The following is a 17,873-nucleotide window of genomic DNA, read 5'->3' as shown; positions in this document are numbered from 1 at the left end:
TCCGCCGTAGTGGAGTGCGTGATGCTGCGCATGTCGGGAGCCGGGACCTCAGCGTGCTTCCGTGTCGGACGCCGTGGCCGATGGGCTGGCCGTTCGGCGCGGTGCGGGAACGTCGGCCCTGCTGTTTCCCGGCCCGGGCGGCGCAGTGAAGGCGGTCGGCAGGCAGTTGCGGGTGCTGTGGCGGAAGCCCAGCAGGGCGACGAGGGCGGCCAGCCCGAACCAGCTGAGCTGGAGGGCCAGATGCCCGGGGACCGGGCTGGTGGAGAATCCGGCCGCCGTACTGGCCTGCATGGCCCCATACGAGGGCAGGTAGCGCATGACCGGGTTGTCAGCCCCGGAACTCGTGACGGGGTTCTGCAGCGCGAGATCGATGATGCTGGTCATCACGATGGCGAACATCCCCTCGACTTCCCGGCGCAGCAGGGACCCGAAGCTGACTCCCAGAGCTCCGTAGGTGAGTCCGGCGCAGAACAGGGAAGCGGCGAGCAGGAGAGGCTGGCGGGGGGTCCAGGCCAGGCAGATGACCGCGGTGGCATAAGCGGCCACCGCCGCCGAGACCAGAGCCAGAGCGGTGACTTTCGCCAGGACGAGGTGGGCGCGGGGGTAGCCGGCCATCGCCAGGCGGCGGTCGAAGCCGCTGCCGGAGAAGGTGGCGGCGAACATCATGAAACCGGTGATCAGGGTGACGGCGTTGAGCGCTCCGCTGATCGCGGTCAGCTCATTGCCGTGCGGGGCCAATGCTTCCCCGGTGGCGCGAAGCCGCATCCGGGCCGGGGCGTCGGGCATCGCCAGGTACGCCAGGGAGGTCCATACCGGGATGAACAGGATCACCAGAATCATGGCGAACCGGTTGCGGGCGTGTTCGAGGAGCGTGAACCGGGTGGCGACAGCGAAGCGGGTCAGGTGAAACCTCACGCGGCGGCCCCCGCCTTGTCCGCGCGCAGCATTCCGCTGTCCAGGCGCCACAGCTCATCCAGGCGCTCGGTGTCGTACGCCAGGTGGGAGACGACCAGGACCGAGCGTCCCGCATCCCGCAGCCGCGCGGCCAGATCCCAGAACCGCTGGTAGGTGTCCCAGTCGAAACCCTGATACGGCTCGTCCAGCAACAGGACCTGCGGATCGTGCATGAGCGCCAGCGTCACGTTCAACTTCTGCCGCGTGCCGCCGCTGAGGGCCCCGGCCCGCTCATCGGCGTACCCGGTGAAGCCCAGCACGTCCATGATCTCTTCGGCGTACCGCACATCGGTGAGGCGGTAGGCCGTCTGGAAGAACGTCAGGTGCTGCCGGACGGTCAACGCGTCATTGAGGACTACATGCTGCGGGCAGTAGCCGAACCGGCCGCTATGACGGACCGATCCATGCGTGGGCCGCAGTTCGCCGGACAGAATCTTCAGCAGCGTGGACTTGCCGGCGCCGTTCTCCCCGACAATCCCGCACAGCGTCCCAGCCCGGAGCCCCAGGTCAACGCCGCGCAAGACCACACGCCGACGGTAGGCGTGATGGACGCCTTCGACCTCCACGCGCGCCTCCTCCTGTCGAATTGACACCACCGTTCCCGAACGGCCTAACGATCAAAAGGTGGAACAGACACGAGCCTCACGTCTCCGGCGTAGTCGTCTGACGTCACAACCCGCTGACCAGGACAGCACGCCATCGACGCTTGCCAGCAAGGCTGCGTGGTCACAACCACTGCCTCGTAGGGCGCCCTGTGGAGAAAGCCCGTCTGGCCGGGCCCTGTTCAGCAGATCAGTGTCGGCGTAGTTCCTCGGACCAGGCCCGCAGCGGGCCATCCAGGGTGAGTTGTTGCCGCGGCTCACGGTCCGGAGCAGTTGGGCGCACACGGTCGCTTCGGCGGGGAGGCCGGCTGGGCTGCCCAGGACGGGACATGCGGCGCGGACGCGGGCGGCAGTGTCCGGCTTCAGCAGCGAGTAGGCGTAGAGCGTGGCGCTGTCGAACCCTTCCGGAGCGCGGCCCCATCCTTCCCAGTCCAACGGGCGCAGCGGTTCAGTGAGGTTCGCCCGTTGGACATCCGCGTGGGCTGTTGTCCGGCGGGAGACGGCTGGGGCCGGCGCATGCGGTTCGAACGCAGAGGTCTTTCGGTGAATGAACAGCGGCAGATCTCCAACCTCAATATTCGCTTTCCTCAGTTCTCCACCCCGGGAAATGGATGGCCTGCCCCTGCGTGGACGGTGAGAATCGACAAGACGTGGAAAATGGGCCTGCGTAAGCGCCTGGAGAAGCTGTCCGATCAGATTTCCACGGACACCATGTATCCACCCGTCAACGAGTCCGCAGAGTGGCGCGAAGACTGGTCGAGCAAGAGGCTCGGACGATCCACATACCGAGAGATCCGTAAGCCGGCAGACACGCGGCAGGCGACGGCTGGGCCCCCAGATGGTTCAGACCCGGCCAGCACGTGCCCGGCAGATGCCTGGCCCGGCAACCACCACGCTGGCGGCTGAGGGGCATGGTCAGGGGGGAGGTCGGTGTGCTGGCCCCTGACCAAGACCGCCTCTGCGCGTTGCTCGGTGAGCAACTACGGAGGGCTGCTGGGCGCCCTTCCTTGGGGTTCTCCGAGAGGCGCAGGTGGTCGATTCGGCCAGTGTCCACAGAAGCTGGCCTGATCAAGATCCCCATGGTGCCGGAGCGCCCCAGGCGCGTTGTTAGGGTCGGTGTTGACCGGATCATGGCAAGGGTGAGCGGGGGATCATGCGATCGCGTACGGCAGTGGCCGGGGCACTGGTGCTGACGGTGTTGACAGGCTGCTCGGACTCCACGTCGGACTCCGAATCGTCCAAGCACAGCAAGCCGCACCCGCTTGATCGCGCGGAGCCGCTGGTCAAGCTGAGCGCGCCGTCGGCCTTCGACGCGGCGAAGGGCTGGGACGAGAAGCTGGCGTGGGTTCCGGGGGCGGTGACGACCTTGCCGGTGACGACCGTCCCGGGCACACAGACGGTCGCGGTGATGCAGGTGGCCTCCGACGGCTACACCGTCACCGCCCGCTCAGGCAGCAGCGGCAAGGTCGCCTGGAGGTCCGCGCCGTGGAACCCGCCCGCCCCCGTCGAGGGTGCACAGGGCGACAGCACGACCGGCGAGACCGCCGAGATCCCCGATGTGATGGGCTTCGAGCAGGACGGCAAGCGCTACGTGGTCGCGTACGCGCACGGCATGCGCGACAAGGACGATCTCCACGAGGGCATCGAGGTGGTACGCCTGGCCCTCTACCCGGCCGACGCGTCCGGCTCTGCGGCCAAGCCGGTGCGGGAGATCGACATTCCCGTCTCCGCCGATCCCGGCGAGATCCGCGTGCAGGCAGCGGGCGGACGGCTGCTGGTGGCCTGGGGAGAGGATGGTGCGTTCCCGCGCTCGTCGGCCGCGGTGGATGCCGCCACGGGCAAGACCACCGTCTACAAGGACGCCAACCAGCTCCTGCCGCAGTGCGAGCAGGCGATCACCTGCAACAGCAGCCGCGTCATGGCCGCCACTCCCGACGGTCCGCTGGTCGGCATGGGCGGCGGAGGCTTCGGCATTCCCGGCCGGTGGTTCAGCGACTCGATCCGGCCCAAGCAGGTGACCGCTACCACCGGCTTCCTCGACTCCTGGAACGGCACCGTCTACGGCGCCGCGCGGGGGCACGTCCTGGCGGGCTGGAACACCGGCGGCAAGTACGGCCGTGATGACAACGCCGTCTGGTCCGTGCACGATTTGGCAACCGGCACGCTCGCCGCCCAGGTCGTCTGCGACTACGACATCCCCGACGAGACCAGCTCCAGCCGCGACTTCCCCGTCATCACCTCGCCTGACGGACGCTACCTGGCCGCCGGCCCCCTCGCGTTCGACCTGAAGGCCAAGAGGGGCATCTGTCTCCAGGGAGACGGGAACCGCAAGACCATCGTCCTGGCCTCCATCCGCGACGACGGCACCGCGTACGGCGCGGTCCGCGACGACTCGATCGGCAGCGACACCGACCCTGTTCCCGCCCAGCTCAACCTCCGGACCGTCACCGGCGACCCGAAGGTCCTCAGCGTCGACACGGAGCTCCCCTACCTGACCACACCGGACGGTTCCGGGCTCTTCCTCACCCGCAACGCGGACGAGGACCTCGTCGTCTCCCTGCGCGCCGGCGACTGACCGGCTGGCGGCACCGAGCGCATCGAGGCCTCCTACGAGGCGGGCGTGCTGGTCTGGCCACCCCGGTCGTCGAGGTGCCGAGCTCCGCAAGATTGCCATCAGGAGCTTGAGTGCCTGAGCTTCGCTGTGAAGCGGTTGGCTGGCTGGGTCACTGACGACCCGTTTCCCGGCCTCGTCGAGGTTCAGTTCGTTGACGCCGCGGGACGACGCTGGTCCTTGATGGACAAGAGCCCCGTCTTCACGCAACTCGATGAGCTGACCCCCGACTCGGTCTACCCGGTGAACGTCACGGTGGCGTGTGTGATCCAGAACGACAGCAAGGCCCTGGCCGGCGACGAGGTCGTCACGATCTCCACCTCGCCGGACGGGGTCACGACGCCGGACGGGCGGGACACCTTCACCGTCAGGTCAAGCCAGCTCATCCCATGAGCGCAAGGTTGTGGAGTCGGGCGATGCCAAGCATGGCCTGGTGAACCCCGTTGCCCTTGAGGCGGCAGTCCCGCAGGATCTTCCAGTTCTTCAACCGGGTCAGGGCGTTGTTCCACCCGGGCTCGCGCCCGGCGGTGGATGGCCCACTTCGGATCATCCGCTGAGATCACCCCACCCATGCCCAGCCAACGCACCAACCGCCCCACCAGTTACGGGACAACCTCTAGTGGCGGCCTTTGCGCCGTCTGCGTTCGCGGGCGAGACGGACCTCGACCGTGTGGACGGTCAGGCTGAGGATCTCTGTGGTGACCAGATCGAAGAACTGGTCAACCGCTTCTGAGCTTCAGCCGCTCATACAGTTCCCTTTTGGCCCCTGGGGCCGGGGGCCGGGGGCCGCGCCACTGAGCACATGGCGCAGTACGCGGTCCCGGCGCGCCCTTCAGCGGTCACGGCTGCTCGCCGCCGACGAGGATCTGGCCGGTGTACTTCGCTCCCGTGACCGATGCCACGGGAGCGAAGACCCGCACCTGTCCGGACAGCACCCACGGTGAGGATGTCGATCGCCCCCAGGGCCTCGTCCTTGGACTTCGTGCTCCAACTGTCCGGTCCGTCAGGGACGGCCGCGGAGTTTGCCCAGCAGGCTCTTGGCCTGGCGCCGGCGACGAGGGTCGGCAGCGGCTCGCCGCGCCTGCTCGGCCGCACGACGCCCTTGGGGGCTCCGTGCGAACTGCTTGATACGTTCCATCATGCGTGGCATGCGGCTCCATCCCTCGGTACCGACGAGTGCCTTCCTTGCCTCGGCTACCCCTTCTGGGACGACTCAGCCCTGCCGGCCGCCGGGATGCGCGACTCGTGGACGGGACGGCGAGCTGGGCGGCGAGATGTTCACCGCAGTCCTCCCCCCCCCGGACCAGGAAGACGGCTTCTGGCCATTGCAACTGCAGAGGGGGCGATGGGCGTATCCACTGCGCGCCACCGGTGGAAGGGCCTTCGTTTCCGCCCGGGCAAGCCAATGCGGGAGGCGCCTACCGGCGTGCGCGCGCTGACGAGGAGAAGCATGATTGGTTCTGCCCCGATGCACTGCGCACTGGTCGGGTGGGAGGCCTGTGATGCGTCGCGTGCTCGCCCTCATCCTCACCGGGCTTCTGACTATCACTGCGGTCGCTTGCTCCGACGACGAGGTCACCACCACACCAGCCACATCGGCGACCAGTTCACCTGCACAGCAGACATCCCCGACCGAGCAGCCCAGCACCCCGAGTCCCGCCTCCCCTTCTCCCACCGCGACGGTCGGGGAAACCATCGACCTCACCGGCGTCGAGACCGAGGAACGGCTCGCCGTCACCGTGGTGAAGGTGGTCGACCCGGCACAAGGCGAGAACCAGTTCTCCAGCCCGGATTCGGGGATGCGGTTCGTGGCCGTCCAGTTCCGGCTGAAGAACACCGGCACTGTGGTCTACGACGACTCCCCGAGCAACGGCGCGCGGCTCGTGGATGCCCAAAGCCAACAGTTCGATGCTGCCTTCGAGGACACCACCGCCGGGCCCGGCTTCCCGGGAAGCGTGGCCGTCGCGCCCGGCGACACCGCCCTGGGCTTCATCACCTTCGAGGTCCCAACGGCCTCGAAGATCGCCAAAGTGCAGTTCGCCATGAACAGCGGCTTTTCCGGAAACACCGGCCAGTGGAAGGTGTCCTGACCAGATGCCGACCGCGGCGCGGTCGGCGGCTGGACGCAGGCCGCGCACGCCGGGGCCCGCCTGTGAATGACCTTCGCCCCGCTTGTGCCCTCGTAACCGGACCGCCGCGGCGGCCTGGCTACAGAAGGAGGTGCAGCGAAGTGTCACCTGATGACCATCGTGTGACCGCTATCCGCCCGGCGATGCATCAGAGTCCAGGGAATGCTTGGTGAGCGTCACCGCGAGCGATCGCCGCCGACACGCCGCACGCAAAATTCGAACCGCACCGGAAGGATCTGACGCCATGACCGCGACTGCGCCCAAGGCTCCCACTGCACCAGGGGTGCGGTCCTGGTGGGGAATCCCGTACGCCACCGCCGAGCGATACCGCCGCCCCGTGGTCTCGGACTTCGCCCCGGACCGCCCCTATGACCGCAAGGGCGTCGTCTCTGTCCAACCCGACAGCGGCGACTGGCTCGAAGCGGACAGCGGGATGGGCGAGGACTGCCTGAACCTGAACGTGTGGGCTCCCGAGCAGCCGGCCGGGAAGGCACTGCCGGTGGCCGTGTACATCCATGGCGGTGGATTCGAGTACGGCGCGAACACGCAGACCACCTCGAACGCCGCCGGTCTCGCCGCGACGGGACGCGTGGTGGGCGTGTCGGTCAACTACCGGCTCGGCGCACTGGGCGCGCTCTCGCTCTCGCAGTACGGCGGGCGGCTCGCCGAGGCGAGCAACCTGGGTCTGCAGGACGTCATCGCCGCGCTCACCTGGGTCAAGCACAACATCGCTTCCTTCGGTGGCGACCCTGACCAGGTCACCGTCTTCGGCCACAGCGCCGGCGCCTACTCGGCCCTCGGGTTGCTCGGGGCCTCCTCCGCGGACGGCCTGTACCGGCGGCTGGCCGGGTTCTCAGGCGCGCCCTCGCGTCTCGTCCCGGCCTGGTGGGCCGAGGAGCTCGCGGAGCGGTTCGTCACCGAACTCGGTGTCGCGGGCAACCCGGACAAGCTGATCGACCTCGACGCGGCCTCCCTGGTGGCCGCCCTGCGCACGGTCTGTCCGACGGATCTCGGAGTCCGTGGCGGGATGGACAACCAGAGTCTCGGTGTCGTCCTGGACGCCGGACAGCCCGGCTCGGTGGTGCACGCCCACCCCATGGACGTCCTGGCCTCGGGCTCGCACCGGGACATCGACGTCCTGCTGAGCACGGCCAGTGACGAGATGGGCTGGTGGGTGGCGAACGACCTCGACCGGTTCGACCCGCACACCGTCGACCGCGTCACCGACGAATTCGCGGGGTGGCGCATACCCCGCTCCCGCGCCAAGAAGATCGTCGACACCTACGACCAGGGCGGCCGCACCCCTGCCGAGGTCCGCGCCGCGGCCCTGACGGACTACATCTTCACTCTCCCCGCAGCCCGCGGTGCGCTGGCCCACGCCGCCGCAGGCGGGAACGCCCATCTCCTCGCGATCGGGCCCGCCGAGGGCGCGCCCGCCGTGCACGGCACCGAGATGTACGCCCTGGTCGGCCAGGAAAAGCCGGGCCGCAGCCCCGAACAGGCCGACGGTGACACGCGTATCCGCGACATCGTCCTCGACTTCGTCACCGGTGAACAGACCCGCCTGTGGCCCGCCGTCACGGACCGTCCCACCTCGGGAAGCGTCGGCAACCTTCCCTACGAGCCCAGAGCCCACTACCAGGCGGTCCTCGACCTGTTCGAGAACATCGCCCGCCCCTGACGACCGTCGGACGATACGCAACAGCGCACCAAGGGGCGAGCGGAGTGAGGAACTCGACATGAGCCAACCGACAGCAGCCGGCGACGCCGCACCGGTCACGATGCGGGCCGTTGTCGTCACCCGGCCCGGCGGCCTCGACGCACTGGAGATCAAGGATGTGCCGGTGCCCGTACGCAAGCCCGGCTGGGTGCGGATCAGGGTGAAGGCGTTCGGCGTCAACGAGTCTGAGGTCACCACTCGCAAGGGCGAGTCGGACGCGGAGGTCACCTACCCGCGTGTGCCCGGCATCGAGGGTGTCGGCGTGGTCGATGAGGCCGATGAGGACAGCGGGCTGCGGCCGGGACAGCAGGTGGCCACGATGATGGGCGGTATGGGCCGCTCGTACGACGGCGCGTACGCCCAGTACGTGACCGTCCCTGCGGCGCAGGTCATCCCGTTCGATTCCGGCCTGCCGTGGGAGGTCGTCGGTGCGCTGCCGGAGATGTTCCAGACCGCCTACGGATCGCTGACCACCGGCCTGGACCTCGAGGCCGGGCAGACGCTGCTGATCCGCGGCGGCACCTCCACGGTCGGGCTGAGCGCGGCAACGATCGCGAAGGACCTCGGAGCCACCGTGCTGTCCACCACCCGCAGCCCGGAGCGGGCCGGGGACCTGCGGGCCGCGGGCGTCGACCATCCCCTCGTCGACAGCGGCACGATCACCGACCAGGTGCGCGAGCTGATGCCGGAGGGTGTCGACGCCGTACTGGAGCTGGTGGGCTGCTCGGTCCTCGCCGACAGCCTGCGCACCGTTCGCCGGCACGGCACGGTCTGCTTCACCGGAGCCCTGGCGGGCCAGTGGACGATCCCCGATTTCACCCCGTTCATGATCCCGGGCGGGGTGCGGCTGACGTCCTACGGCGGTCAGGCCGCCGACCTCCCGGCCGCCGTCTTCGCCCGTCAGCTCCAGGCCATCGCCGCAGGGCGTCTCAACGTCCCGGTCGCGAAGGTCTACCACGGCCTGGAACAGGTCCGTGACGCCCAGGCCGATGTCGAGTCCGGCACCACGCCGGGCAAGCACGTCGTCGTCCTGGGCGACTGAGACCTGGGCTGCTGAGAATCGACGAACACCCGCGCACGATGCCTGCCGGTCGACGACGGCCGGCCACAGCATCCGTACGAGGAACTGGCACTGGGGTGGGAGCAGTCCTTGATGGACGGCGATGGACGGCGATGGACGGCGATGGACGGCCCAGCCCGGGCATCCCGCCGGGCGCCTGCCAGCAGGCGCCGGGCTTCCAGGAGGCGCCGCTCGTCGATGAGTTCCCGTACCCGCTGCCGGTAACATCCCAGTGAGCAGGAACCATATGAGAATCCGACTGACCGCCGAAGAGACCGTTCTCACCGCAACCCTCGACGACAACGCGACGGCACGCGACTTCGCCTCGCTGCTTCCGTTGACGCTCCAGATGGACGACCTGCTCACGCGCGAGAAGTACGGTCATCTGCCCCGGTCTCTCGCTGCGGGAGGCGAGCCGCGGTTCAGCTACGAGGTCGGCACCATCGCCTACTGGTCACCCGGTCCCGACATCGCCGTCTTCTATGACCACGACGGCCAGTCGATCCCCGACCCCGGCATCGTCATCCTCGGCCACATCGACTCGGGGGGCGATGCCTTCAAGAAGTTCGACGGCTCGGTCGACGTCATCATCGAGGTCATCGACTGAGTCCCGCCCGGAAACCACCGAGACCCGTCAGCCGGCCTCGCCGGCCTCGCCGGCCTCGCCGGCCGCGAAGGCGGCAGGGGTGAGGCCGGTGCGGTCGCGGAAGAAGCGGCCGAAGTTCGCGGGGTCGGTGAAGCCGAGGTGGACGGCCACCGTCCGGGCGTCCCACCGGGCTGCTCCCAACAGGCGCCGGGCTTCCAGCAGGCGCCGCTCGTCGATGAGTTCGCGTACTCCCTTGCCGGTGGCGTCCCGGGCGGCACGGCTGAGGGTGCGGACCGAGCAGCCGAGCAACTCGGCGTACTCCGCGGCTTGGTGAAGCTCGCGAAAGTGCAGCTCCAAGGCGTCCAGAAAGCGTCCGTACCGGTCAGCGCGGCCCGCGGGGACCGTGGGCTTGCCGGTGGGGGCGATGCCAGGGGAGTTGGCCAGGCGCAACAGCAGTGATTCGAGCAGGCTGCGCCGCAGGGCGTGGTGGATGTCGAGGGGACGGCGCCCCAAGGCGCGGTGTTCGTCCAGGAGTTGGATTGCCGTCTGCTGGAGCCAGGCGGTGTCGTCGGGGTGCGGGCTGAGCACGGCAGGCGCCTCGTGCGCGGTGAGCGGGGCCAGGAGGCGGGCGAGGTCGGACCGCAGCACGTCCGGTTCGAACAGGATGAACGGGCCGCGGGCCGCGCCGGGCGGATGCCAGCACTGTGCGTGTCCGGGGCGCACCCACAGCCACTGGCCGGGGGTGACGGTCCAGGTGACGTGGTCGACGTCGTGGAGCAGCTCACCCTCGGTGACGGCGATGAGGTAGTGGAAGGTGGCGCGGCCAGGCCGGGGCGGGTTCCACGGCCAGTCGTCGTGGTGGGCGAAGAAGTCCTCGACGGTACTCACCTCGAGGCCGTACGGGGTACCGACCGGGGGCTGGAAAGCGAACAGCGGAACCGCGGCCGGACTGGCCGCGGTTCCGCTCGGGCCGGCGTGTCGCTTGTCGACCATCATGTGTCCGCAGCCTACCGACCTTCCGGGCGGCTGCGGCGGAAGGATGGGACGAGCCACCGCGCCCGCGCGGCGCGCCCACCGCATCCCTCGATGCCACAGTCCGTCACCACCTGAGGAAGGCAACGCCCCATGAACGGATCGGCTCTGCACAAGACCGCCGCCGACTGCGCGGAGGAAGTTCCGGGATCCCAGCTGGAGCACCCCTTCGGCCCCGACTGGGAGGTCTACAAGGTGCGCGGCAAGGTGTTCATGCTGATGACCGAAGTCCCGGGGCGGCCCGTCGTGATCCTCAAGGCGGACCCCGGAGAGGCCCACGCCCTGCGGGAGCAGTACAGCCACATCACCCCCGGCTACCACATGAACAAGAAGCACTGGATCACCCTGGAGAGTGGAGAAGGCGTCGACAAGGAGCTCGTCAGGGAGCTCGTCACCGAGTCCTATCGGCTCGTCGTCGCCCAGCTGCCCAAGGCCGAGCGGCCTGTCGACCCGCACACCTACGGCACCGGCAGGCGGGCGGCCCGGTGAGCGCGGCCGGTGACCGGCTTCAGGACACCGCCCGGCGGCGCCGGCCCTCCCGGGCGTCAGCCACGGTTACCCCTTCACCCCGGGGCTCGACGTGTACAAGGTCGCCGGCCGGGTGTTCCTGATCGTCACCGACGACCCGACGACCAGATCATCACGGTCAAGTGCGAACCCGGGCACGCGCGGGCACTGGAGCGCGGCCACGCCTCGATCGCCCCGGGCCACTACCTCGACAAACGCCACTGGAACTCACTGGGGCCGGGCCCCGGCATCACCGAGCGACTGATCACCGACGCGGTCCAGGATTCCTACGACCTGGCCGCCGAGCAGCTGCCGAGAGGCGACCGACCCGGAGCCCGATGAGCGGCGCGAGATTCCTGCGGGGCCGCCCGGCTCAGGAAGGCACCATCGCCCGATTCCCCACCGACGGCCAGCGACATGGCATTCGAGCCGGTGCCGGCTGGGCCGCTTCAACACCCGAGTGCGGCCAAGTGAAGTTGCCGCATGCAGACGCCCGTGCCTGCCCACCCGGCCTCTGTTTCCCTGGCCCAGGAACACCAATGCGTCAGCAGGATGGCCAATTGACGGGCGGCAAGGCGGCCAGCGCCGTTGGGGGATGTTCGAGCAGGCCTGCCGCCGGTCCGGGGAACCTCAGCGTGCTCGAGGAAAAAGCCGCTCGACAGCGGTCACCACCGCGGCGCGGCGGGCGGCGGTGGTGGGGTCCACGGCGTGTGCCGCGGCGGCCTCGCTGAGTTCGGGTTGCGACGCCCAGGTCATGGCGATCTGGTTGACCAGGGCGAGGACGTCGGCCGGGTCCCAGGCGGGATCGAGCTGTCCGGCCTGCTGCACCTGGCGGAGTTGGTCGATTTTGCGGGCGATCACTGCCCGGTCGGGATCGTCGGCAGCGGCTCTGGTGCCCGGCAGTTCGAGGCGGCCCCAGGTGATCAGGCGGTGGTGGTCCGGACGGGCGACGAAGTAGTCGAACAGGCGGCCCGCGTAGCCAGGCAGGTCGGACGGGTCCATCTGGGTGGCCTCGGCGATGACGACGTACTCCCGTGCAGCGACAGCGGCATAGAGCGCGTCTTTGCCGCGGAAGTAGGCGTAGACGCGTTCCTTGCTGGTCCTGGCGAGCTTGGCGATGCGGTCCACACGGGCCCCGGCGATGCCGTGGCGGGCGAACTCCTCCATGGCAGCGGTGAGGATGCGCTCGCGCGTGGTGTCACCGCCCGCGGCGGCTCCTGCGGGTGCTGCGGTCTGGCCGGAATCGCGGGACTGGGACATAGCCCCAGGATAGAGCACCGAACCGTTTGGTTTGGCATCCGGGCGGTCGGCGCGTAGGGTCAAACGGAACAGTTCGGTTTGGCCTCTGCGGGTGAGGCCGACGAACCACTGAGGGAGTGAACTCATGCAGCACCGCAATCTGGGTTCTCAGGGTCTGCGCGTCTCGGCGCTCGGCCTGGGGACCATGGGCATGTCCATGGCCTACGGCGCCTCGAACGACGACGAGGGCCACGCGACCATCCGCCGCGCCCACGAACTCGGGATCGACTTCTTCGACACCGCCGAGCTGTACGGCGCGGGTACCGGCAGCAACGAGATCCTCCTGGGCGAGGCGGTCAAAGACTTCCGCGACGAGGTGGTCCTTGCCACCAAGTTCGGCTTCGACATGACCGCCCCGGCGCTCAGCCCCGGCTTCAACAGCCGCCCGGAAAACATCCGAAAGGTCGCCGAGAACAGCCTGCGCTACCTACAGAGCGATCACATCGACCTCTTCTATCAGCACATCTCCGACCCGGACGTTCCGGTCGAGGAGGTCGCCGGGGTGGTCGGCGAACTGATCGCCGAGGGCAAGGTGAAGTACTTCGGCCTGAGCAACGTCGGCCCCCAGTACATCCGCCGCGCCCACGCCGTCACCCCGGTCTCCGTGCTCCAGTACGAGTACTCGCTCTTCGAGCGGGAGGTCGAGGAGAAGATCCTTCCCGTTCTGCGGGAACTCGGCATCGGCCTGGTGCCCTACTCCCCGCTCGGCCGCGGCTTCCTCGCCGGCCAGATCAAGCCCGCCGGCGAATACCCCGCGGACGACATGCGCAGCTGGGACGAGCGCTGGCAGGGCGAGAACTACACGTACAACGTGCACGCCATCGAACAGCTCAAGAATCTGGCCGACACCAAGGGCATCACTACCGCCCAACTCGCACTGGCCTGGCTGCTCGGCCAGGGCGAGGACATCGCGCCCATCCCCGGCACCCGCAGCACCAAGCGCGTCGAGGAGAACGCCGGCGCCACCGACGTCCAGCTCTCCGCCGCCGATCTGGCCCGCATCGCCGAGATCCTTCCCCACGGCTCAGCAGGCAGCCGCTACCCCGCTGCGATGCTGTCCAGCTTCACCACAGACTGACCGCGCCGGCACACGCGCATGCGAGGGTGGATCCGCCGGCCACAGGAGGCACGCGGGCCAGTTTCGATGGCAAGAACTATCGGGCGCACCCGGATAGTCACCGTCGCGAACGCTGCCCGTCGCCCTTGATCACGATGCCCTCGATACCCGGCCGCACCCCAAGCCGGATCCGGCCAGTCCCGCGCGGTCGCCCCGGTGGTGGTGGCGGGACACAGGTGAACGGGGCGGCGAGCAGTTCGCGAGCAAAGAGGTCCTCCAGGATCGCGCGCCGCTCGCGGTAGGGCCGGGCGAGTAGCTCCTCGCCACCACGCTCCAGCACGTCGACAACGATCAGATAGCCGGGGCCTTCAGCCGGCCCGGACGGCGTTGTGACTCCGGCGCCGGGCACGGCGCTGCAACTCGCCGAAGCGCAGCCTGCCCTCCTGCGGCACGACGAGCTCACCGTCCAGCACGAGCGCCACGTTCAGCTCGCTGGCCGCGCCAGCAATGTCGGGAAAGGCGTCGGTGAAATCAGCGCCCTTCGGGACTGGAACATGACAGGTCGGGCCACGCAAAGAGGATGGCCCGGAAGCCGTCGGGCTTCTGCTCCGCAATCCAGTCCCGCGGCAGTGCCGCATCTGGGGAAACTGTCGCCGGGCTTCGGCGAGCGTCGGCTCGATCGGAGGGGTCAGGCCCACAGCGTCACATGTACGCAGTACCGGTCAGTCCCGCTCGTCGAGCGTCACGAGACAGGCGCGCCGGGTGCGTCCGCGCGTAGCTGAGAGAAATGACCAGGCCGAACGAGATGGCTCCGGCCCACAGGGCATGCGGCATGACCGTTCCTCACAGGGTCCTGGGGTGGCTGTCCGGCTTCGGCTGTTCAGGTGCGGAGCAGGGGGCGGATCTTGCTGGGGTGCTGGCCGACGATGTCGGGGATGCAGCAGCCGGCGACGAGGTGGAGGACGACTGCCTGGTATTCGAGGGTGCGGTTGGTGTTCAGGGGGAGTGGTCGGGTGCGGGCGTCTATGCAGTCTGAGAATGTCGACGACGAGCAGCAACGCCTGTCGGCCGGTTCGGAGATGTGCTGTCGATGGTGCTGCCGTGCAGGTCATGGGACGGAACTGTCCGACATTGAGCATCAAGGCCCGACTCACATCCCCGCCCCGGCCGGAACGGCCTCTCGCACCGGCTCCACCGAGGAAGCGCCAGCCTCGCGCGCAGCGATGATCTGATCCGTCAAGTCTTCCCTGTATGCCGCTGTACACGTCGGTGGCCTCGCGGTAAGAGGTCCAAAGGCGTTGGACGCGGCGGTGGGTGATCAGACAGGTGGCGAGACAGGGCCGGCCGGCGGCAGCCGAGAAACGCTTCGTGGATGTCGGCGCGTCGTTCCCAGCGGATGCGCAGGCGACGGAAGCTGTGCAGCCCGCGATCGTCCGCTCGACCACGTAAACGGAAGATGCCCAGGCCGGAGCCGTGTGGTTGGCCGCGTTCGGCGATGACGGGTCGGATGCCGCGAGCCCAGAGCAGTCGGCGGTACTTGTCGTGGTCGTAGCCGCGGTCGGCCAGGAGCGTGTCGGGCCCGCGCCGGGGCCTGCGCCGGGGCCGGCCGACGACACCGGACACGGCGGGGGCCTTGTCGAGCAGGGGCAGGAGCTGGGTGACGTCGTTGCGGTTTCGGCCGGTCAGCGACACCGCGAGCGGGATGCCCTAGCCGTCGGTGAGGACGTGGTGCTTGCTGCCCGGCCGTGCGCGGGCGACCGGGCTGGGCCCGCTTTTGGGCCCCGCCGAGCTGCCCGCACGTGCGAGGAGTCGATCACCGCCCGCGACCAGTCCAGCTTCTTCGCCGCCCGCAGCTTCTTCAGCAGCGCGAGATGCAGTTGGTCCAGAAACCGGCCTCGTTCCACGCGGCCAGGCGTCGCCAGCAGGTCATCCCCGAGCCGAAGCCCAGCTCCTGGGGCAGGTACTCCCACTGGATGCCGGTATGCAGCACGAACAGGACCCCGCACAACGCCTGCCGGTCCGGCACCCGAGGTCGGCCCTCCACCAGCTTCGGACCCGGCCCGGGCAACAACGGCTCGATCAGCGACCACAGTTCATCCGACACGATCCAAGGCCGCGACTGGCGCTTTCCCACGACCAGACCAACGACCATCCACACTGGATGGCGATCACTTGACGTCATCACGTCACCGTTTGCCCAGGACGGTGACGAAACCGGACTCCGGTCCTACTCTGAGCCAACACCCCGCGCGGCATCGCGACAGATCGTGGGCGCGGCTCTGCCGCTGATGCTGCGCGGCACGAGCCCGGCCACCACCGTGACCATGTACCGCATCACCGATTCCTACGCGAATTCCAGTACCTCGTTGGGCAGTTGGACACCCTGGCCGTCGCCACGATCACGCTGGTGGTGTGGGTCCTGCCGCACGCTGCGTGGTACCTGCCGGCATCCCGCTCGGTAGCGGGCGCACCCGTACGACGAGGAGCTGTCGGGGATGGGAGAGCTGTTGAAGGAAGTCTTCCTCGAGTTGGAGGTGCCCGGTGTCCTCGGCGCCTCCTCGCAGCCCGTGCCGCCGACACCGCGTTCTTCGCCGAGCACGCCGAGCCAGAGGCGCCCAAGAAGCTCACTCGACGTCAGATGGCGGACGTCTTCCCACGGGTTCCTGTGTGTAGAGACCGACGACCTCGGCAGTTGCGGCCGCCAGTTCACGTCGTGCTTCAGGCGGGACGAGCACCTCAACGTCCGCTCCGAAGACGAGCAGCGAGCGGACCGCGCGTACAGCTCGGAAGGCCAACTCCACCTCCGCCCAACCGTCGTCCTGGTACTCAGGCGGGGCAGCCAGGTTCGCGGCTTGAATCCGCAGGAACATGTCCAGCCGCTCCCTCCGCACCCGGCACCTGGCCCGCACCTCGCTCGGCGGACGCTCCACTTCCTCACGCAGCGCCGCCCAGACCTCGGCGAGGCCACATCCCGGTCGGCGGCGCACCGGCTCATCGGCAATTGATGCCCCCTGCACCCGGTCCACGCGGAACAGCCGTGGCTGACCATCGCGATCGGCCACCAGATACCAGACGCCGGCCTTGCTCACCAGGCCGTAGGGGTCCACGAGGTACTCGCTCGGTTCGGTCTCTCCGCTGCGCCGGTAGCTCAGCCGCAATCGCTGGTCGGTGAAAACGGCGCGCTGGAGCTCGCCGAGCTCGACTTCGACCGCGCCACCCTGCATCCAGCGCGCCGGATCGACCAGGATCCGCTCGCTGGTCCTCTCGGCCTCGGGCCGATGCCCGGCGGGCAGTGCGGCCATCACCTTGCGAAGGGCGGAGCCGATCGACTTGCCGAGCCCCAGGGCCTCGTACGCCCCGTCGGCCGCCAGCACGAACAATGCACGGGCCTCGTCACTGGTCAGCCCCGTGACATCGGTGCGGTAACCGGGCAGCAGCCGGACACCACCGTTACGTCCGCGCTCCGCCCAGACCGGCACACCCGCGGCCGAGAGCGTCTCGATGTCCCGGTAGATCGTTCGGACCGACACCTCAAGGCGCGCGGCGAGCTCGGTGGCCGAGACCCCGCCCCGGGTCTGCAGCAGCAACAGGATCGAGAGCAGCCGGTCCGCCTTCATGGAAGAGAGTCTAAAACCTGACGGCACCTGTCATGTATCAGCGGAAGAGTGTCCCGCCTCCGGCCCGGGCAACTCGCGGGCTGCCAATCGAGGAGTGTGTTCCGATGGACGCCACGTTCGACCCCCGCCCCCCGTTCCTGGGCGCCCTTGACCAGCTGGAGAAACTGGTGGGCCTCCTTGACCCTACGGCTCTCGGTCGGCCGACTCCCTGCCACGATTACGACCTACGAGCGCTCCTGGGCCACACCATCGGCGCGATCCACCGGATTGCGTACATCGGCGAGGGCGGTCGAGGTCTGGATGTGTCCGCGGCGGCCGGCGAAATCGCGGATACCGACTGGGGCGGCGCGACCGGACGTGCTCGGGCCCGCGCGGCCGCCGCCTGGGCGGACGACACAAAGTTGGACCGGGAGGTCGAGGTGCCGTGGGGCTTGGCCACCGGCCGGATCGCCCTCAGCGGTTATGTGATGGAGGTCGTGACCCACACCTGGGACATCGCCCTGGGGATCCACCCCGCGGCGGAGCTGGATGCGGAGCTGGCCCGGATGGCACTGGGCATCGCGCAGAAGGTATTGCCCCCCGCCCCGCGCGGCGGGGAGATCCCCTTCGGTGATGTCCAGCCGGTGCCGGACGACGCCGACGTCTACAGCCGACTGGCCGGCTGGCTCGGGCGAACGGTCTGACTCGCCGCCCAGCCGC

The 17,873-nt window shown here is 68.9% G+C and carries 16 protein-coding genes and 2 pseudogenes; 10 read left to right on the top strand and 8 right to left on the bottom strand.

Annotation, left to right across the window (positions count from 1 at the left end; genetic code table 11):
* Positions 1-48: 48 nt before the first annotated feature.
* Positions 49-915: an ABC transporter permease gene (locus ACZ52C_RS39250; RefSeq protein WP_469079317.1), complete on the bottom strand. Its 867-nt coding sequence runs from the start codon at positions 913-915 to the stop codon at positions 49-51.
* Positions 912-1,520, bottom strand: a complete 609-nt coding sequence (locus ACZ52C_RS39245; RefSeq protein ID WP_469079316.1) for an ABC transporter ATP-binding protein — start codon at positions 1,518-1,520, stop codon at positions 912-914. The genes ACZ52C_RS39250 and ACZ52C_RS39245 overlap by 4 nt, the downstream gene beginning before the upstream one ends.
* A gap of 1,189 nt (positions 1,521-2,709) precedes the next feature.
* Between ACZ52C_RS39245 and ACZ52C_RS39240 the strand changes: the two genes are divergently transcribed.
* Positions 2,710-4,131 (top strand): hypothetical protein, encoded by a 1,422-nt coding sequence (locus ACZ52C_RS39240; RefSeq protein WP_469079315.1) that lies wholly within the window; start codon positions 2,710-2,712, stop codon positions 4,129-4,131.
* A 219-nt stretch (positions 4,132-4,350) separates the two neighbouring features.
* Positions 4,351-4,560, top strand: a complete 210-nt coding sequence (locus tag ACZ52C_RS39235) for a hypothetical protein (RefSeq protein ID WP_469079314.1) — start codon at positions 4,351-4,353, stop codon at positions 4,558-4,560.
* On the opposite strand, the pseudogene ACZ52C_RS39230 reads toward ACZ52C_RS39235, so the two are convergent.
* Positions 4,550-4,697: pseudogene (locus tag ACZ52C_RS39230) on the bottom strand (transposase); the annotation flags it as partial. The gene ACZ52C_RS39235 and the pseudogene ACZ52C_RS39230 overlap by 11 nt on opposite strands.
* A 981-nt stretch (positions 4,698-5,678) precedes the next feature.
* Here ACZ52C_RS39230 and ACZ52C_RS39225 point away from each other — a divergent pair.
* The 4 genes from ACZ52C_RS39225 (at position 5,679) to ACZ52C_RS39210 (ending at position 9,683) form a co-directional block, all read left to right on the top strand.
* On the top strand, positions 5,679-6,257 hold the full coding sequence (locus ACZ52C_RS39225) for a DUF4352 domain-containing protein (protein WP_469079313.1): 579 nt from the start codon (positions 5,679-5,681) through the stop codon (positions 6,255-6,257).
* Positions 6,258-6,540: 283 nt separating this feature from the next.
* A complete protein-coding gene (locus tag ACZ52C_RS39220; protein WP_469079312.1) occupies positions 6,541-7,977 on the top strand; it encodes a carboxylesterase family protein in 1,437 nt (478 codons plus the stop codon).
* A gap of 58 nt (positions 7,978-8,035) precedes the next feature.
* Positions 8,036-9,058 (top strand): alcohol dehydrogenase catalytic domain-containing protein, encoded by a 1,023-nt coding sequence (locus tag ACZ52C_RS39215; RefSeq protein ID WP_469079311.1) that lies wholly within the window; start codon positions 8,036-8,038, stop codon positions 9,056-9,058.
* A 265-nt stretch (positions 9,059-9,323) separates the two neighbouring features.
* Positions 9,324-9,683, top strand: coding sequence for a cyclophilin-like fold protein (locus ACZ52C_RS39210; RefSeq protein WP_469079310.1), 360 nt, complete (start codon positions 9,324-9,326; stop codon positions 9,681-9,683).
* A 27-nt stretch (positions 9,684-9,710) separates the two neighbouring features.
* Here the strand turns inward: ACZ52C_RS39210 and ACZ52C_RS39205 are convergent, their stop codons facing one another.
* Positions 9,711-10,658, bottom strand: coding sequence for a helix-turn-helix domain-containing protein (locus ACZ52C_RS39205; RefSeq protein ID WP_469079309.1), 948 nt, complete (start codon positions 10,656-10,658; stop codon positions 9,711-9,713).
* Between the two features lie 129 nt (positions 10,659-10,787).
* Between ACZ52C_RS39205 and ACZ52C_RS39200 the strand changes: the two genes are divergently transcribed.
* Both ACZ52C_RS39200 and ACZ52C_RS39195 read left to right on the top strand, forming a co-directional pair.
* The gene (locus ACZ52C_RS39200; RefSeq protein ID WP_469079308.1) at positions 10,788-11,183 is read left to right on the top strand and encodes an MmcQ/YjbR family DNA-binding protein; all 396 of its coding nucleotides are present in this window, start codon (positions 10,788-10,790) and stop codon (positions 11,181-11,183) included.
* Positions 11,184-11,192: 9 nt separating this feature from the next.
* A complete protein-coding gene (locus tag ACZ52C_RS39195) occupies positions 11,193-11,543 on the top strand; it encodes an MmcQ/YjbR family DNA-binding protein (protein ID WP_469079307.1) in 351 nt (116 codons plus the stop codon).
* 288 nt (positions 11,544-11,831) lie between these two features.
* Here the strand turns inward: ACZ52C_RS39195 and ACZ52C_RS39190 are convergent, their stop codons facing one another.
* A complete protein-coding gene (locus ACZ52C_RS39190) occupies positions 11,832-12,461 on the bottom strand; it encodes a TetR/AcrR family transcriptional regulator (RefSeq protein WP_469079306.1) in 630 nt (209 codons plus the stop codon).
* Positions 12,462-12,585: 124 nt separating this feature from the next.
* Here ACZ52C_RS39190 and ACZ52C_RS39185 point away from each other — a divergent pair, with 124 nt between their 5' ends.
* Positions 12,586-13,578 carry an aldo/keto reductase gene (locus ACZ52C_RS39185; RefSeq protein WP_469079305.1) on the top strand — a complete coding sequence of 331 codons (993 nt, stop codon included), beginning with the start codon at positions 12,586-12,588 and terminating at the stop codon, positions 13,576-13,578.
* A 97-nt stretch (positions 13,579-13,675) separates the two neighbouring features.
* Here the strand turns inward: ACZ52C_RS39185 and ACZ52C_RS39180 are convergent, their stop codons facing one another.
* The 3 genes and pseudogenes from ACZ52C_RS39180 to ACZ52C_RS39170 form a co-directional block, all read right to left on the bottom strand.
* Positions 13,676-13,897, bottom strand: a complete 222-nt coding sequence (locus tag ACZ52C_RS39180; RefSeq protein WP_469079304.1) for a DNA ligase-like domain-containing protein — start codon at positions 13,895-13,897, stop codon at positions 13,676-13,678.
* Between the two features lie 1,010 nt (positions 13,898-14,907).
* A pseudogene (locus ACZ52C_RS39175) lies at positions 14,908-15,709 on the bottom strand (IS5 family transposase); the annotation flags it as partial.
* A 472-nt stretch (positions 15,710-16,181) separates the two neighbouring features.
* Positions 16,182-17,174, bottom strand: a complete 993-nt coding sequence (locus tag ACZ52C_RS39170; RefSeq protein ID WP_469079303.1) for a helix-turn-helix transcriptional regulator — start codon at positions 17,172-17,174, stop codon at positions 16,182-16,184.
* Between the two features lie 104 nt (positions 17,175-17,278).
* Between ACZ52C_RS39170 and ACZ52C_RS39165 the strand changes: the two genes are divergently transcribed.
* Complete coding sequence (locus ACZ52C_RS39165; protein WP_469079302.1) at positions 17,279-17,857, top strand: TIGR03086 family metal-binding protein; 579 nt, start codon at positions 17,279-17,281, stop codon at positions 17,855-17,857.
* Positions 17,858-17,873 lie beyond the last annotated feature (16 nt).

Source organism: Streptomyces sp. NPDC034049 (assembly GCF_055575575.1).
The sequence above is the reverse complement of the archived record's forward strand: the minus strand, read 5'-3'. Positions and strand labels throughout refer to the sequence as shown.

Coding starts and splice junctions, on each gene's coding strand:
- ACZ52C_RS39240 (WP_469079315.1), top strand. CDS start 2,710: ATGCGATCGCGTACGGCAGTGGCCGGGGCACTGGTGCTGACGGTGTTG.
- ACZ52C_RS39235 (WP_469079314.1), top strand. CDS start 4,351: ATGGACAAGAGCCCCGTCTTCACGCAACTCGATGAGCTGACCCCCGAC.
- ACZ52C_RS39220 (WP_469079312.1), top strand. CDS start 6,541: ATGACCGCGACTGCGCCCAAGGCTCCCACTGCACCAGGGGTGCGGTCC.
- ACZ52C_RS39215 (WP_469079311.1), top strand. CDS start 8,036: ATGAGCCAACCGACAGCAGCCGGCGACGCCGCACCGGTCACGATGCGG.
- ACZ52C_RS39210 (WP_469079310.1), top strand. CDS start 9,324: ATGAGAATCCGACTGACCGCCGAAGAGACCGTTCTCACCGCAACCCTC.
- ACZ52C_RS39205 (WP_469079309.1), bottom strand. CDS start 10,658: ATGATGGTCGACAAGCGACACGCCGGCCCGAGCGGAACCGCGGCCAGT.
- ACZ52C_RS39200 (WP_469079308.1), top strand. CDS start 10,788: ATGAACGGATCGGCTCTGCACAAGACCGCCGCCGACTGCGCGGAGGAA.
- ACZ52C_RS39190 (WP_469079306.1), bottom strand. CDS start 12,461: ATGTCCCAGTCCCGCGATTCCGGCCAGACCGCAGCACCCGCAGGAGCC.
- ACZ52C_RS39185 (WP_469079305.1), top strand. CDS start 12,586: ATGCAGCACCGCAATCTGGGTTCTCAGGGTCTGCGCGTCTCGGCGCTC.
- ACZ52C_RS39170 (WP_469079303.1), bottom strand. CDS start 17,174: ATGAAGGCGGACCGGCTGCTCTCGATCCTGTTGCTGCTGCAGACCCGG.
- ACZ52C_RS39165 (WP_469079302.1), top strand. CDS start 17,279: ATGGACGCCACGTTCGACCCCCGCCCCCCGTTCCTGGGCGCCCTTGAC.